We start from the raw sequence: 15,586 nt of genomic DNA on the forward strand, positions 1-15,586 counted from the left end.
GGCATGACCCAGCTGCTCTCCCTCGTCGTGCCGTTTTATAACGAGGCCGAGGCGATCCAGTCCTTCGCCGATTCCATCCTCCCGGCTCTCGAAACCGTCCCAGATGCGCGCTGGGAGATCGTCTGCGTCGATGACGGCAGCAAGGATGGCACGCTGCTGAAGCTCGTCGCCCTGGCGCAGGCCGACCCGCGTTTCCGCGTGCTCGAATTCTCGCGTAATTTTGGGAAAGAGGCGGCGCTGACCGCGGGTATCGACGCCGCGAAGGGCGAGGCGGTGATCCCCATCGATGCCGATCTGCAGGATCCGCCGGAGCTGATCGCCGATATGGTGAAGGCCTGGCGCGAGGGGGCGGAGGTGGTGCTGGCCCGGCGTATCGACCGTTCTTCCGACGGCGTGCTGAAGCGCAAGACCGCCGCCTGGTTCTACCAGCTCCACAACAAGCTCTCGAAGACCAAGATCCCCGAGAATGTCGGCGATTTCCGGCTCATGGACCGCGCCGTGGTGAACGCGCTGAAGCTTCTGCCCGAGCGCCAGCGCTTCATGAAGGGATTGTTCGCCTGGGTCGGCTTCCGTACCGTGACGCTCGACTATACCCGCGCCCCGCGCGCTGCTGGCGAAACAAAATTCTCCGGTGTCGCGCTGTGGAATTTCGCCATGGAGGGCTTCACCAGCTTCTCCACCGCACCGCTGAAGATCTGGACGTATCTGGGCGCGTTCTGCGCCGTGCTCACCTTCCTGTATGCGCTCTACATCGTTGTCCGCACGGTGGTATTCGGCAACGAGGTGCCAGGCTACACCTCGCTGTTCGTGGCCATCACTTTCTTCGGTTCGGTGCAACTGATCAGCATCGGACTGCTCGGCGAATATATCGGCCGCATCTACATGGAGAGCAAGCAGCGCCCGGCCTACCTGATCCGCAAGACCTATGGGGGAGAAGCAGATGGAACCTAGTGCCTATCTCGAGATGGCTGCGATGGAGGCGCGGCACTGGTGGTTCACGGGCCGCCGGCACGTGCTTGCCGCGATGATCCGCTCCCTCCGCCTTCCGCCTAGGGCCGAGATTCTCGAACTCGGCTCCGGCACCGGCGGCAATCTCGCCATGCTCTCGCGCTTCGGCGGCGTGACGGCGGTGGAGATGAACGGCCCGGCCCGCGATATCGCCGCCGCTCGGGCCCCTTTTGTGGAGTTGCATCCCGGCCTTCTGCCTCACGACCTGCCGCTTGCCGACCGGTGTTTCGATCTTGTTTGCCTGTTCGACGTGCTTGAGCATATCGAAGACGATGCCGCCACGCTGCGCGAAATCCATGCCCGCCTGAAACCGGGAGCGGCCGCGATCATCACGGTGCCCGCCTACAAGGCACTGTTCGGCCCGCATGACAAGGCGCACCACCACAAGCGCCGCTACGAACAGAGTGAGCTGCGCGAAAAACTCGAGGCCGCCGGCCTGCGCGTCGAGCGGCTCACATTCATCAACACCGCCCTGTTGCCTGTCGCCTTCGCGCTGCGCTGGCTCGACCGCGCGCTCAACCGCGCCGAGGCCGCCGCCGCCGGCATTCCGCCTGCTCCGGTGAACGCCCTGCTCGCCGCCCTGTTCGGGGCTGAGGCCTATCTCCTGCCGCGCGTCTCGCTGCCCTTTGGCCTCTCGCTCCTGGCCGTGGTCAGGGAAGCGGGTTGACATTATGCTGGCCGCGCCAGGAAAGGAAAACCAATGCGCGTTGCCGTGATTCAGATGTCGCCAGGGGCCGACAAGAGCGAGAACATCGCGCAGGCACGCGCGCTTATTGAAGGCGTGCTGGCCGAGCAGAAGGTGGACCTGATCGCCCTGCCGGAAATCTGGACCTGCCTGGGTGGCTCCCGGGCGGACAAGTTCGCCGCCGCCGAGAACCTTCCCACCCCCGGCGAAACCGGCGGCCTGGCCTACGAGTTCCTGCGCCAGATGGCGATGGCGCACAATGTGCACATCCATGGCGGCAGCATCGGCGAGCTGGCGGGAGACAAGATCTTCAACACCTCCATCGTGTTCAGCCCCGCCGGGGTGGAGCTGGGGCGCTACCGCAAGATCCATCTGTTCGACATCACCACGCCGGACGGCCAGGGCTACAGGGAGAGCGCCATCTACGGCGCGGGCGACAAGGTGGTGACGGTGGACATCGCCGGCATGCGTGTCGGCCTGGCCATCTGCTACGACGTGCGCTTCCCTGAGCTGTTCCTGGCCCTGCGCCGGGCGGGCGCGGAGCTCATAGTTCTGCCCGCCGCCTTCACCCTGCAAACCGGCAAGGACCATTGGGAGGTGCTGCTGCGCGCCCGCGCCATCGAGACACAATGCTGGTTCGCGGCCCCGGCCACCACCGGCACGTACAAGGAAGGGAACGGCGAGCTGCGCCAGACCTACGGGCATTCGCTGATCGTGGACCCCTGGGGGCATGTGGTTGCCAAGGCTTCTGATGGCCTGGGCTGGGCCGCCGCCTCCATTGACAGGGCATTGACCGTCCGAGTGCGCGCCAACATGCCGCTGATCGAACACCGGCGGCTCGCGTGAAGCTCGCATTCATCGCCGCGCAGACCGAGACCGCCCAGGCCACGCGTGAGCGGCTGGTGGAACTTTACGGCGATTGTCCGCCGAAGAATGCCGATGTGCTGGTGGCACTGGGCGGCGATGGGGTGATGCTGGAATGCCTGCACCGCGTGCTCGGCACCGGCCTGCCGGTCTACGGCATGAATCGCGGCTCGGTCGGGTTCATGATGAACGAGTATCATGAGGACGAGCTGCCTGCGCGCATCGGAGAGGCTCATTCCTCGGTGCTGCACCCGCTGCGCATGCATGCCGTCACCGCCTCAGGTGTGGTGGAGGAGGCGATGGCGCTGAACGAGGTTTCGCTGCTGCGCGAGGGACGGCAGGCGGCGAAGATCCGCATCTCCATCGACCACCGCGAGCGCCTGGCCGAGCTGATCTGCGACGGCGTGCTGATCTCCACCCCCGCCGGCTCCACCGCCTATAACCTTTCGGCGCATGGGCCGATCGTGCCGCTCTCCGCCAATCTTCTGCCGCTTACCCCGATTTCCGCCTTCCGCCCCCGGCGCTGGCGCGGCGCGCTGCTGCCCTCCAATGTGGAGGTGCTGTTCGAGGTGCTGGAGGCCGATAAGCGCCCGGTGGCCGCCGTGGCGGACTTCACCGAGGTGCGTGATGTCGTCTCCGTGGCGGTGAGCGAGGATAAGAGCATCGGCGCCACGGTGCTGTTCGACCCCGACCGCGCGCTCTCCGAGCGGATCATTATCGAGCAGTTTACAGTCTGATTATACTTGCCCAGATGGGCGCGCTTCATTAATCCCGCCCCATGGCACAACATTATTTCACTGTTACCTGGGACCAACTGCACCGCGACGCCAAGGCCCTGTCCTGGCGGTTGCACGCGCTGGGGCCCTGGACCGGCGTCGTCGCGATCACCCGTGGCGGGCTGATCCCCGCCGCGATCATTGCCCGTGAGCTGGAATGCCGGCTTATCGAGACCGTCTCGGTTGTCACCTATGACGAAGAGAATATGGGCCAGCCGCAGGTGGTCAAACCCCCCGCGGCCGCCGGGGACGGTGAGGGCTGGCTGATCGTCGATGACCTCGTGGATACCGGCACCACCGCCAAGCTGGTGCGCTCCCTGCTGCCCAAGGCGCATTTCGCCACCGTGTACGCCAAGGCGGCGGGCAAACCGCTGGTGGACACGTTCATCACCGAGGTGAGCCAGGATACCTGGATCCTCTTCCCGTGGGATACCGAGCCGCAGTTCGTCGCCCCGCTGGCGCGCCAAGGATAAGCCGCCGCTGGCCAGGCAGGGGTAACGCGGCGGAAACAAACTTCGCCTAGCCATCCCGGCGAGAATCAGCTAGTAAGCCGCATCGCGCCATGGTGGCGCGGTGCAAAAAGCGGCTGATCGGGGCGTTAAAGCAACCGGATGATCCGCGCCGCCACCGGGTTCTTGTATCCGCGGCGTTTCCGGCCACATGGTCCGTGGTTGCGGGTGTAAACCCCAGCCAGACCCATGCCGCCCGAGGCGCCGCCCCATAACCGGCCAAAGCGCCCATCCCATTGCCTAGCTGCTCCGGCCAGCCGTGCTGGAGTATGTGCATGTTCGATAAATTTTTCCGTAAAGAGCTGGATTGGGCCGGCAAGACCCTGATCCTGGAGACCGGCAAGGTCGCCCGTCAGGCTGATGGCGCCGTCGTCGCCTCCTATGGCGACACCGTTGTGCTCGCCACCGTCGTGGGCGCCAAGAACGCCAAGCCGGGGCAGGATTTCTTCCCGCTGACCGTGAACTACCAGGAGAAGTTCTACGCCGCGGGCCGTATTCCCGGTGGCTTCTTCAAGCGTGAAGGCCGCCCGACCGAGCGCGAGACCCTCGTCTCCCGCCTGATCGACCGCCCGATCCGCCCGCTCTTCCCCGAGGGCTTCCGCAACGAGGTGCAGGTCATCGTCAATGTCCTGAGCCACGACCTGGAGAATGACCCGGACATCGTCGGCCTGGTCGCCGCGTCCGCCGCGCTCACCCTCTCCGGCATTCCGTTCTTTGGCCCGGTTGGCGCCGCCCGCGTCGGCTATATCGACGGCCAGTACGTGCTGAACCCGACCACCAGCCAGTGCGAAGAGAGCAAGCTCGACCTCGTCTTGGCCGGCACCGTTGAAGGCGTGCTGATGGTGGAATCCGAGGCTTCCGAGCTTTCGGAAGAGATCATGCTCGGCGCCGTCACTTTCGGTCACGCGGGCTTCCAGCCGGTGATCCAGGCGATCATCGAACTGGCCGAGCTGGCTGCCAAGGAGCCGTGGGCGCTGTCCGAGGAATCCGAGGAGACCAAGACCCTGAAGGCGCGCGTCGACGCCCTGGCGCGTGACGCGCTCCGTGCCGCCTACACCGAGACGCAGAAGCAGGTCCGCTACGAGAAGATCGGCGCCGCCAAGAAGGCCGCCGCCGAGGCGCTGACCGCCGAGGGGCTGGACCCCGAGAAGGCCAAGGGCCTGTTCAAGGATCTGGAAGCCGACATCGTCCGCAACAACATCCTGGACACCGGCCTGCGCATCGACGGCCGCGACACCAAGACCGTCCGCCCCATTCTGGCGGAAGTCGGCGTGCTGCCGCGCACCCATGGCTCGGCTCTGTTCACCCGTGGCGAAACCCAGGCGCTGGTCGTGGCCACGCTCGGCACCGCGCAGGACGAGCAGGTGGTGGATGCCATCGAGGGCGAGTTCAAGGAGCACTTCATGCTCCACTACAACTTCCCTCCGTTCTCCGTCGGTGAGACGGGCCGCATGGGCTCGCCTGGCCGCCGCGAGATCGGCCACGGCAAGCTGGCCTGGCGCGCCGTGCATCCGCTGCTGCCGACCAAGGAAGCCTTCCCCTACACGCTGCGCATTGTCTCCGAGATCACCGAGTCCAACGGCTCCTCCTCGATGGCGACCGTCTGCGGCACCTCGCTGGCGCTGATGGATGCGGGCGTTCCCCTGAAGCAGCCGGTGGCGGGCATCGCCATGGGCCTGATCAAGGAAGATCGCGGCTTCGCCGTGCTGTCTGACATCCTGGGCGACGAGGATCACCTCGGCGACATGGACTTCAAGGTGGCGGGCACCGAAAACGGCGTGACCTCGCTGCAGATGGACATCAAGATCACCTCCATCACCCCGGAGATCATGCAGATCGCCCTGGAGCAGGCCAAGCATGGCCGTATGCACATCCTGGGCGAGATGGCCAAGGCGCTGACCTCCGGCCGTGAGGGCGTCTCCGCCAACGCGCCGAAGATCGTCACCATCACGGTGCCGAAGGAGAAGATCCGCGACGTGATCGGGACCGGCGGCAAGGTGATCCGCGAGATCGTCGAGCAGACCGGCGCCAAGATCGACATCAACGACGACGGCACCGTGAAGGTTTCTGCTTCGGACGACAAGAAGATCCAGGCCGCGATCGACAAGATCAAGGGCATCGTCGCCGAGCCGGAAGTGGGCGTCATCTACACGGGCAAGGTCGTGAAGACCGCCGATTTCGGCGCCTTCGTGAACTTCCTCGGCGCCAAGGACGGCCTGGTGCACATCTCCGAGCTGGCGCAGAACCGCGTTGCCAAGACCACGGACGTGGTGAAGCAGGGCGACTCCGTGAAGGTGAAGGTCATCGGCTTCGACGACCGCGGCAAGGTGAAGCTGTCCATGCGCATGGTTGACCAGGAGACCGGTGAGGACATCTCCGACAAGGTCGGCTCCAAGGGCGGCAAGAAGGAAGGCGCGTCGGAGGAGGCATAACCTCCCCGGCCACCGGCCCCCAAAAGAAAACGGCGCCGCGAGGCGCCGTTTTTTATTTGCTGGCTTTTGGCTTTGGCGTTGTCTTCGGCTTCGCCGCCGCTTTTGGCTTCGCCGCCGCTTTTCGCTTCGCGGGGGCTTTCGGCGCGGGTGGCAGCAACGGCTTGCCGGCAATCTCTTCGATATAGGCGCGGTAATTGGCGATGTAGGCATCCATGCCGAGATGCTCTTCGGCGAACGCCCGCGCGCCCTTGCGCAGCTTGGCCGCGAGCTTGCCATCCTCCAGAGCGCGCAGCACGCTCTGCGCCAGCGCCGCGTGGTCGAGCGTCGGCGCGACCAGCCCGTTGCTCTCGTGCTTCACGAATTCCGTCACGGTATCGGTGTCCGATCCGACAACCATGCAGCCGCAGGCCAGCGCCTCGCGCAGCGACCAGGAGGCGACGAACGGATAGCTGAGATACACATGCGCATCGGAACGCTTGAGCAGGGCCAGATGCTGCTCGTACGGCACCTTGCCGAGGAAATGCACGCGCGAAAGATCGATCTGCCCGCCAACCTCGCGCAGCATCACCTCCCGCCAGCTTCCGCCCTGCTTGGGCGGGGCGCCATAGCTGATCTCGTCGCCGCCGACGATGGAGACCACCGCATCAGGCCGCTCCGCGAGAATGCGGGGCAGGGCGCGCATGAAGGTGTGGAAGCCGCGATACGGCTCCAGGTTCCGCGCGACATAGGTGACGAGTTTTTGCTCCGGCGCCACCGTCAGCTTGCCGATGGTCAGCGGCGCCTTGCGCGCCTCCGAGTCGGGCTTGCACAGCTCGAGATCGACGCCTTCCTCGATGATGCGGATCCGCTCACGCGCCCAGCCGGGATAGGTGCTGTGCTGCCAGCCCGTCGGCGTCTGCCCGTATTGCTCCAGGGCGAGTGCCAGCAGGTTCACCGTGTTCTTGCCGCGCACCGCGCCGAAATGCTCCTCCGGCATCGGGAATTCCGGGTCGAAATTCACGTCCGTGCCATGGATTTTATAGTAGAACTCGAAATAGCCGAGGATTGGCACGCCGGGGAAGGCATCCACCAGGTTGAGCATCTCGCCCCAGCCATGGTGGCCGATGATGATGTCCGGCTTGAAGCCCAGCGCCTTGATCTGCAACGCGCCTCTGTATCCGGCTTGCGCGCGTCGTGCCGCCTGCTCGTATTCCCGCGCCTCCAGCACCGCCGAGGCCGAGACCGGCGGCGGCTTGGAATAGGTGACCTTGCGCACACCCGCCATCTGGTTGCGGTTCGGCTCGGTCATGAAGACAAGCTCGTGCGTGCCTTCGCGTTTCTCGTTATCGGCCAGCAGGCTGCGCAGCAGATGCAGGTACTGGCCGGGGAAATTCTGGTGGACGAAGAGAAAGTTCACGGTATCGCCGCCGCCTCCCGGATCAGCGCTTGCCCCGCCCGGCCTTGCGGCTGCGCGGCGTCAGCACGATCTGCACCGCCTCCAGCGGCGCCAGCGTTTCCGCCTCGCAGGTTTCGTCATTGCCCACCGGCCCGGCCACGGCACCGCCGATGAAGCTGCCCGAGCAGCTGATCTCGTACTGCTCCGCCGCCTCGCCGCTCAGGCGCACGCGCAGACCGAGCAGCGGCAGGGCCATGCCGCGCGAGCCGCAATACTCGCCGGCTTCCACCCAGGGGGAGAGCCAGCCGCGCCCGAGCACGGCCTGATAGGTGAGGTCGGCCGGGGCGATGCCCTCGGGCGCTGCGATGGAGAAGCCCTCGATCCAGCTATTGCTGCCGCTCTCGCCCAGCCAGTCGCCGAACTTGGCACCGACATCGCCACGGCCCTGGATATGCGCCAGCACGTCCACCTTTTCCGGCTTGGCCTGGACCGGCGCGGCGGCAGCGGGCACGGGCAGGTCGTTCGCAGCGAGCAGCTGGCGCACCTGCAGCCGGGGCGCGGACTCGGGCTGGTTCGGCAGCTGGTAGATGGTGACCAGAACCTGCGCCTGGGTGTTGCGGATACGCACCAGCGTGGCGTCGCCCTCGGCGTTTAGCCATCCATCCGGGCGGAAGCCGGCGATCTCCACATTCTGCCCGCCGATCGGCGGCGGCGAGATGCGCACGCCCGGCATGCCGTTATTCGCTGGCGCGCCGGGGTTCGCCTCGTTGATGAAGCAGAACAGCCCCGGCGGCAGGTTCATCATGTGGCCGGTGACTTTCAGCTCCTGGATTTGGGCGCTGCGATCGCCCCCCGCTGCGCCGGCTTCGGGTGCGGTTAGCGCGGGGTTGGGGGCGGATTTTGCAGCAGCCATTTCGTCTCCTGATCGTCGTGGTTACGCGGTAGGTTCTAGTTACCAGGGTTAATTTAAAGCTTGGTTTTTATCCAGTCCTTCGCCTGGAGAAAAATCGATTCATGCTTCAAAAACGGCAGCTTATCAGCGCGTTGTTGATACGATCCGCGGGCAGGCCGAGCGGCAGAACCAGGCCGCGTCCCGTGGCCTTCACCCGTGCCGCCTGGGCGCCGAGGTCGAACACGATGGCGGGCAGTCCGGCCGCCCAGGCCTCGCCGAGGGTGAAGCACCATGTCTCCGGGCAGATGGAGGGCAGGAAGGCGAGATGCGGCTTCAGCGCGGCGAGCAGCTCCGGCAATTCGGCCTCGCGGTACGGGCCGGTCACGAAGATTCCGGCGTCCAGCAGGCGGGTGTCGTCGGCGCTGCCGCCGATGATGGAGAATGTGAGCGGCAGGTTCCGGGCGGCGGCGTCGGTGGCGCAGTCGAGCAGCACGTCGAAGCCTTTGGCGGGGCCGATGCCGCCGATCACGGCGATGTTCCGTGGCGAGCCCGGCGGGGGCGGGGGGATGAGCGGGCGCGGCGCGGTGTCATCCTCCCAGGGCTGGATGCGGGGCTTTACCCCCGGAAAATGCCGGGCGAGTCGGCTGGCAACATCGGCGGAGGGCGCGATGACAGCGCGGGCGGCAGCGAACTCCGCCGCCGAGCGGGCGAGCAGCTTGCGCACCGGCAGCCTGCTGAACAGCTCTCCCCCCTGGGCGCGGCAGGCAATGCAGCCTGCCACATCGGGCTCGCCGCAATAGCGCAGCGGTGCGTCTGGCTCTGTACGGCGCAGCAAGTGCACCCGCGGGCAGAAGCTGGCGTAGTCATGCACCACGATGTCCTGTGGCACGCCGAGCTTTACAGCCAGGGTGCGCACGCTGTCATCGTGCCCGAGTGTGTGGTGCAGCGCCACGAGCCCGACGCGCAGTCCACGCAGCAACTCCAGCAACTCGGGCATTGCCTCCGGCAAGGGGAAGGCGAGGTTGGGGTAGTCCTTGGCCTCTCCGGCGCAGAGCAAGGCCGACCAGGGGTAGGGCGTCTTGGCGGGGTCGGCGGGGAATTGCGTGACCAGCAGCAGCGGGGCGCGGCCGCAAGCGCGCCATCTCCGCAGTTCGGCATTCACCTGCCGGGTGACGCCGCCGCCATGGCTGTGAGAGATCAGCAGCACGGCGGGGCGGTTGCCGCAGGCGTCGCGCAGCCGTGCTGCATCCAGCGCGGCGCGGCAGGGGCGCAGCCGGTCCTCGGCGAACTCGGCCATCACCATGGCGTGGTAGCCGGGGTAGAGCCGGTTGAGCACCGCGCCGTTGCGCGCCATCAGCCCGCGTGTGGCGGCGCGGAAGGAGACGCCGCCCGCATGCGCCACATAGGCTCCCGCCGCCGCCATGTGCCGGTAGCCGAGATGCCGGGCGCGCAGGCAGAAATCATTCTCCTCGCCGTAGCCCTGGGCGAAGACCTCGCCCCGGAACCCGCCCGTGGCAGCCAGGCAGTCGTGCCGGATATACATGCAGAACCCGACAGCCGTGGGAATTTCTACCGCCGCTTCGCCGTTTGTCCCATGCGTCAGGGCGTTCAGCCTGGCCGCCTCGGGCAGATTCGGCATGGGGTTGCCGCCATGCCGCTCCGGGTAGCTGCAAATCGAGGCCTCGTTGGAGAGCGGCGTGACCGTGCCTGTGGCGGCATCTTTGTAGGCGACAATACGCAACGTCTCGATGGCGCCGGGCGGGAGCAGGATGTCGCTGTTCAGCAGCAGCACGTCATGCCCAGGCACGGCTTGGAGCCCGGTATTCACCGCGGCGCAGAAGCCTTGGTTTTCCGCGTGGCTCAGTAGCGTGAGGCGTGGTTCGGCGGCGGCCAGCGCGCGCAAATACCGTCGCAGCGCCGGTTCGGGCGAGGCGTCATCCACCACGATCAGCCGCGCGCCCTCCGGCATGGCGGCCAGCACCGAGGCCAGAGCGGCGCGGGTCTCCTTCAGGCCACGGTACACCGGCATCATCAGCGCGAGCGGGGCTTTGGGCGGGGTGCGCTTGGGTGGCGTGCCGCGCTGCGCTGCCGGGATGGGCGTGGCGTTGAGCGGGCGCGGGGCGATGGGGCTGCCCATGATGTTCCGGCCATCCGGCCCGTGCAAGGCGAAGGGCGGCACCAGCCCGTCCAACTGCCGGGCGGTCAGGCGGAAGCCATGCCGGGGCAGGAACGGGGCGCTGTCATCCGGCGGCAGCACCTTGCCGAAGCGGATCTCCCGGCTTTGCCCGGCGGCATCCGTCAGCATCAGGCGCGGCGGTGCATCGGGCCAAGCCGGGCGGCAGGCCCAGCCGCTTAAGCCGTCCTTCTCCCAGGCCGCGAGCCCCTCCACCCGATGCAGCGCCGCAAGGTCAGGCCGCGCGCCGAGCAACCGGCCCTGGCCGTGGCGGGCGACATCGCCCGTGGGGGTGGCATGCTGGAACCCGCCAAACCCAGCCTGGCTGGCGACATGCAGGGCAAAGGCAATGAAGCTCGGATCGGGCTCCAGGCAATGCCGGGTGAAGAGCCGGTTCAGCGCCGCTGCAGCGGCTTTGGCATTGCCGGCGCTCTGTTCGGCCAAGGCGAGCCCGGTCCAGGCAGCGGCGATATCGTGCCTGCGGGCGATCGCGGCGAATTCCGGCGCAGCTTTGGCGTTCTGTCCGGCTGCGAGCAGGGCGCGGGCAAGGTCCAGCGCGATGCGCGGGTCATCCGGGGCCAGACGCCGTGCCCGGCCCAGCCAGAGCAGTGCGTCCTTGCCTTGTTCCAGCCCGCGCGCCCAGGCAGCCGCGGCTGAGTCGGGGCCGTCCTGCCGCTTCACTCTTCGGCGGCGACCGGCGGCTCCCGCTCCGCCTGCAACGCGGCCAGCTCGGCCTCAGCCTCGGCCAGCCCGGCCTTCGCCGCCACGGTGAGCCATTTGCGCGCCTCATCCGCATCTGGCGCGGTGGCGATGCCCAGGCGCAGATATTTGCCCAGCATCAGCGCCGCGCGGGGGTGCTTGGCGGCAGCCGCCTTGCGGTACCACTCCAGCGACTTGGCGCGGTCGGTAACGATCTGGTGCCCGCCGCCATACAGCGCACCCAGCGCGAACATCGCCTCCGGCGAGCCGTTTGCCGCGGCGCGTTCGAACAATGCGCACGCGGCTTCGTCATTGCGCAGACCGCCCAGCCCTTGCAGTTTCATCGCGGCGAGGTCGATGAGCGCGTCGGTCTGGTTCAGCGAGGCCGCCTTACCGAGCCATACACGAGCCTCGGCAAAATCCTGCTTCACGCCACGGCCTTCCGCCAGCATGCGGCCCAGGCGATGCTGCGCGTTGAGCACATTTTCGGCGGCGCGGCGGAACCATTCCACGGCGCGCGCTTCGTCCTTCTCCACGCCCACGCCTTCGGCCAGGCAGACGGCGAAGTTGTAGGCGCCGATCAGGTCTCCGGCCTCGGCCGCCTTCTCGAACCATTCATGCACCGGGGCGGGTTCGGTGAAGCGCGGGTTGGTCTGCTTTTTCAGCATCAGCGTGGCGAGGTCCGCCTGGGCGATGAAATCGCCCGCCTCGGCGGCTTGGCGGAACCATTTCGCCGCCTCATCCGGGTCGCGCGGCACGCCGCCGGCGCCCAGCATGTACAGCACGCCGAGCGAGCGCGCGGCATCGCGGTGCCCAGCCTCGGCCGCGACGCGGAACCAGTTGGCGGCCTCGGCATAGTTCGGGGGCAGGTCGCTATCGCCATTGGCGTAGATGTCGGCCACGAGGGCCGCCGCTTCCGGATCGCCCGCAAGTGCTGCGCGGCGCAGCCAGGTCTCGCCCTCGGTCTTGTTGGCCTTTATGCCGGTGCCATGCAGCAGCATCAGCCCGTATTTGGCCTGGGCGTTGCGTATTCCGCCCTTGGCCGCGTGGCCGTAATGCTCCGCCGCCACCGCCGGGTCGGGCAGCACGCCGACGGCCTTCTCATGGATTTCGGCCAGATAATAATGCCCGAGCGGCAGCCCGGCCTCGGCAGCCTTGCGGATATGCTCGACGCCCATGAAGGTCGGTTCATCCGTGTCGGCCGTGCGCAGGGTAAGCAGGCCGAAGCCCAGATGCCCGTACGCGTTGCCGGCCTCGGCGGCGCGGCCGTACCAGAGCTTCGCCTTCTCCTCGTCGCGCAGCTCCTCCGGGCCTTCCATATAGATATACCCGGCCAGCGCCTGGGCCCGGGGCTCACCGGCTTCCGCCGCCATCAGGGCCCAGCGCAGCGCCTCGGCCAAGTCCGCCGGTCCGCTCTGGGTTTCGCCGAACAGCGCCGTCTCGGGCCGGTAGCCGGAGAGATAGATGCCCGCAAGGCAGGCCTGGCTTTCGGTGTCGCCCTTTTCCGCGGCGCGGGTGAACCAGCGCACCGCGTCCGCCGCGCTGGCATGGCCGCCCAGGCCCTGGTGGTAGTAGGTGCCGAGTTCGCGCTCCGCCTCGGTGATCCCGGCCTCCGCCGCGACGACGTAGAGCTTGAAGGCCCGGGCGATGTCCCCCGCGGTTTTCAACTCCCGTGCGCGGGCAAGCGCCTTTTCCGGATTGCGTGACGCCAGCTTGTCGGAGATCGATTGTTTCAGGCTCATGGCGCGTTAGGGCTCATGCATGCTGTTATAGGCAACCGGCGCCAGCTTGGCGAGGAAGTAGCCAAGGATGGAGCGCTTGCCGACGACGATATCCGCCTCGACCGGCATGCCCGGCACCAGGCGGAAGCCATTCGGCACGTTGTGCAGGTTCAGCACGTCCAGCGAGACCTGCGCCTTGTAGTACAGGTTCTGCGGCGCGCCGGGCAGAGGCGGGCCGTTCACCGCGCTGTCCTGCTGGTCCTGCGGGTTGAAGCTCTCGGCGCTGACGGAGGTGACGGTGCCCTTGGCCGTGCCGTAGAGTGCCGGATTGAGCGTGGCGAACTTGATCACCACCTGGTCGCCCTGCTGCACATAGCCGGATTCCGTCGCGTCGATATCCGCCTCCACCGTGAAGGGGGTGTCCACCGGCGCGAGGTCCATGAGCTGCTGGCCCGGCTGCAGCACCGAGCCCTGGGAAATCTGCGCGATGGACTGCACCACTGAATCCTGTGGCGCGGTGAGTTCCACCATCTCGTTGTTCAGCTTGGCCTTGGCCAGATCCTGCTGCGCCTGGGCCAAACTGTTCAGCGCCGTGGCCAGCTGGGTGGAGGTCTGCGCCTTGAACTGCTGGTCGAAACTGTCGCGCTGGGCCTGCACGGAGGCGAGCTGCCGCTGGTCGGCTGCGGCACTTGATGTGGCCTGGGAAAGCTGGGTCTGCATGCTCACGCGGTCATCCGTGGCGGCCAGCGTGTCCAGCTGGCTGCCGACCTGCAATTGCTGCAGCTTCTTGCGCATATCTTCGACATTGCTGGCGATGGCCAGGCGCTGGCGGTAGTAAACGGCCTGCGACTGGTAGCCCTGGATCTGCGTATTCAGCTGGTTGATCTGCTCGGCATAGTTCTGCAGCGTGAAATTATATTGCCCCATCTGCTGGTTGTAGGTTTGCAGTTCCAACGCGGCATACGGGTTGCTCGGGTCAGGCACGTAGGGCGTGCCATCCTCCTGCGCCTGGAGCTGGGCCACCTGGGCGGCGTAGTTCTGCTCCTGCTTCGTCAGTCCCGTGAGGTCCGCCGTGGCATAGGTGGGGTCGAGTGTCGCCAGCACCTGGCCCTTGGCCACGAAATCGCCGGCATGCACCTTGATCTCGCGGATGATCGAGCTGGTGTTGAACACCTGGATGCTGGAATCCGCCGTGGTGGCGTTGAGTGTGCCAGTGCCGACGACCAGCTTGTCCACCTTGAACGTGCCCGCGATGATTAGCATGATCGCGATCAGCGCCGAGAGGATGTAGGTGGTAGAGCGCGCGATCGGCGGCAGCGGCGTGGCGATGACAGCTGCCGTCGGCGACTGGAACTCCAGCACCGGCAGCGGCAGGGCCTCCTCGTCCCCCGCGCTGAGGGCTTGGCTAGTGGCCTTGGGTAAGAGCTGGCGCAGACGCAGCATTATCGAATCCTTCAGGCGCGAGGTGGCGGTTCTGCTGGAACCACAGATGGCGGTAGATGGCGCAGCGCTCCACCAGTTCGTGATGCGTGCCGATATCGATTGTGCGGCCGCGGTCGAGCACCATGATCAGGTCGCAGTCGAGCAGCGAGGAGAGGCGGTGCGAGACGATCACCATCGTGCGCCCCTTGGCGATTCGCAGGATGTTGGCGTTCACCAGCGCCTCGCTCTCGGGGTCGAGGGCGGAGGTCGCCTCGTCCATGATCAGCACCTTCGGGTCGGAGATCAGGGCGCGGGCGATGGCCAGGCGCTGTTTCTGCCCGCCGGAAAGGTTGGGCGAGCCTTCCTGGATGAAGGTGTCGTAGCCGTTGGGCATGCGCTCGATGAACTCTTCCGCCCCGGCGAGGCGCGCGGCGCGCACCGCATCCTCGAAGGACAGGCCCGGCCGGCCGGCGATGATGTTCTCCCGCACCGTGCCGCGGAACAGGAAGTTGTCCTGCAGCACCATGCCGAAATTCTTGCGGATATGGCGCAGGTTGATCTCGCGCATGTCGTTGCCGTCGATCTTGATGGCGCCCTGGTAGTCGCGGTTGATGCCCTGCAGCAGGCGGGTGATGGTGGACTTGCCCGAGCCCGAGCGGCCCACCAACCCAAGCATGGTGCCGGCGGGGATCTTGAAGCTCATCTTGTCCAGCGCCGGGGCTTTCGCGCCTTCGTATTTGAAGGTGACGTCGTCGAACTCGATCTCGCCCTCGAAGCGCGGGCGCAGGCCGTGGGTGAGGGCGTGCTTCTCATTCGGCCTGTTGAGCACGTAGCCGACCTGCCCGATCGCGGCCTGGGCCTTCTGCACATCCTCCATCAGCCCGGCGAGGCTGACCAGCGGCCCGGCGACACGCCCGCCGAGCAGCATGAAGCCGGTGAGGCTGCCGGCATCGACCGGGTTGTTGGAATGCAGGGCGATATATGCGCCGAGCGTGATGGCGCCCTGGTAGTCGCGGTTGATGCCCTGCAG

12 protein-coding genes are annotated in these 15,586 nt (G+C 66.8%); 6 read left to right on the forward strand and 6 right to left on the reverse strand.

The genetic code is table 11. The features are described from left to right. Positions 1–3 precede the first annotated feature (3 nt). The 6 genes from ACLPJJ_RS09535 to pnp all read left to right on the forward strand — a co-directional run bounded on the left by ACLPJJ_RS09535 (position 4) and on the right by pnp (position 6,274). Complete coding sequence (locus ACLPJJ_RS09535) at positions 4–951, forward strand: glycosyltransferase family 2 protein (protein WP_443590742.1); 948 nt, start codon at positions 4–6, stop codon at positions 949–951. Further along, on the forward strand, positions 941–1,675 hold the full coding sequence (locus ACLPJJ_RS09540; RefSeq protein WP_443590743.1) for a class I SAM-dependent methyltransferase: 735 nt from the start codon (positions 941–943) through the stop codon (positions 1,673–1,675). The genes ACLPJJ_RS09535 and ACLPJJ_RS09540 overlap by 11 nt, the downstream gene beginning before the upstream one ends. A 33-nt stretch (positions 1,676–1,708) precedes the next feature. Further along, positions 1,709–2,539: a carbon-nitrogen hydrolase family protein gene (locus ACLPJJ_RS09545; protein WP_443590744.1), complete on the forward strand. Its 831-nt coding sequence runs from the start codon at positions 1,709–1,711 to the stop codon at positions 2,537–2,539. Further along, positions 2,536–3,294 carry an NAD kinase gene (locus ACLPJJ_RS09550; RefSeq protein WP_443590745.1) on the forward strand — a complete coding sequence of 253 codons (759 nt, stop codon included), beginning with the start codon at positions 2,536–2,538 and terminating at the stop codon, positions 3,292–3,294. Before ACLPJJ_RS09545 ends, ACLPJJ_RS09550 begins: the two co-directional genes overlap by 4 nt. Before the next feature lie 41 nt (positions 3,295–3,335). Continuing rightward, positions 3,336–3,806 (forward strand): xanthine phosphoribosyltransferase, encoded by a 471-nt coding sequence (gene gpt, locus ACLPJJ_RS09555; protein ID WP_443590746.1) that lies wholly within the window; start codon positions 3,336–3,338, stop codon positions 3,804–3,806. 311 nt (positions 3,807–4,117) lie between these two features. Beyond that, positions 4,118–6,274, forward strand: coding sequence for a polyribonucleotide nucleotidyltransferase (gene pnp, locus ACLPJJ_RS09560; protein ID WP_443590747.1), 2,157 nt, complete (start codon positions 4,118–4,120; stop codon positions 6,272–6,274). Positions 6,275–6,326: 52 nt separating this feature from the next. On the opposite strand, the gene ACLPJJ_RS09565 is transcribed toward pnp, so the two are convergent. The 6 genes from ACLPJJ_RS09565 to ACLPJJ_RS09590 form a co-directional block, all read right to left on the reverse strand. Then, complete coding sequence (locus ACLPJJ_RS09565) at positions 6,327–7,670, reverse strand: glycosyltransferase (RefSeq protein ID WP_443590748.1); 1,344 nt, start codon at positions 7,668–7,670, stop codon at positions 6,327–6,329. A gap of 22 nt (positions 7,671–7,692) precedes the next feature. Further along, positions 7,693–8,562: a hypothetical protein gene (locus ACLPJJ_RS09570; protein WP_443590749.1), complete on the reverse strand. Its 870-nt coding sequence runs from the start codon at positions 8,560–8,562 to the stop codon at positions 7,693–7,695. 106 nt (positions 8,563–8,668) lie between these two features. Further along, entirely contained in the window at positions 8,669–11,395 is a 2,727-nt protein-coding gene (locus tag ACLPJJ_RS09575) for a glycosyltransferase (protein ID WP_443590750.1), read from the reverse strand. Then, the gene (locus ACLPJJ_RS09580; protein WP_443590751.1) at positions 11,392–13,155 is read right to left on the reverse strand and encodes a tetratricopeptide repeat protein; all 1,764 of its coding nucleotides are present in this window, start codon (positions 13,153–13,155) and stop codon (positions 11,392–11,394) included. Before ACLPJJ_RS09580 ends, ACLPJJ_RS09575 begins: the two co-directional genes overlap by 4 nt. A gap of 6 nt (positions 13,156–13,161) precedes the next feature. Continuing rightward, positions 13,162–14,577 carry an HlyD family type I secretion periplasmic adaptor subunit gene (locus ACLPJJ_RS09585; RefSeq protein WP_443590752.1) on the reverse strand — a complete coding sequence of 472 codons (1,416 nt, stop codon included), beginning with the start codon at positions 14,575–14,577 and terminating at the stop codon, positions 13,162–13,164. After that, positions 14,540–15,586: peptidase domain-containing ABC transporter (locus ACLPJJ_RS09590; RefSeq protein WP_443590753.1), on the reverse strand; the 1,047-nt coding region annotated here is incomplete at its 5' end. The genes ACLPJJ_RS09585 and ACLPJJ_RS09590, both read right to left, overlap by 38 nt.

The organism is Acidocella sp., from assembly GCF_052326845.1.
Taxonomy (GTDB): domain Bacteria; phylum Pseudomonadota; class Alphaproteobacteria; order Acetobacterales; family Acetobacteraceae; genus Acidocella.

What these genes read in the sequence shown, in the direction of transcription:
- ACLPJJ_RS09570 (WP_443590749.1), bottom strand. Translation starts at nt 8,562, where the DNA reads ATGGCTGCTGCAAAATCCGCCCCCAACCCCGCGCTAACCGCACCCGAA.
- gpt (WP_443590746.1), top strand. Translation starts at nt 3,336, where the DNA reads ATGGCACAACATTATTTCACTGTTACCTGGGACCAACTGCACCGCGAC.
- ACLPJJ_RS09580 (WP_443590751.1), bottom strand. Translation starts at nt 13,155, where the DNA reads ATGAGCCTGAAACAATCGATCTCCGACAAGCTGGCGTCACGCAATCCG.
- ACLPJJ_RS09545 (WP_443590744.1), top strand. Translation starts at nt 1,709, where the DNA reads ATGCGCGTTGCCGTGATTCAGATGTCGCCAGGGGCCGACAAGAGCGAG.
- ACLPJJ_RS09585 (WP_443590752.1), bottom strand. Translation starts at nt 14,577, where the DNA reads ATGCTGCGTCTGCGCCAGCTCTTACCCAAGGCCACTAGCCAAGCCCTC.
- ACLPJJ_RS09535 (WP_443590742.1), top strand. Translation starts at nt 4, where the DNA reads ATGACCCAGCTGCTCTCCCTCGTCGTGCCGTTTTATAACGAGGCCGAG.
- ACLPJJ_RS09540 (WP_443590743.1), top strand. Translation starts at nt 941, where the DNA reads ATGGAACCTAGTGCCTATCTCGAGATGGCTGCGATGGAGGCGCGGCAC.
- pnp (WP_443590747.1), top strand. Translation starts at nt 4,118, where the DNA reads ATGTTCGATAAATTTTTCCGTAAAGAGCTGGATTGGGCCGGCAAGACC.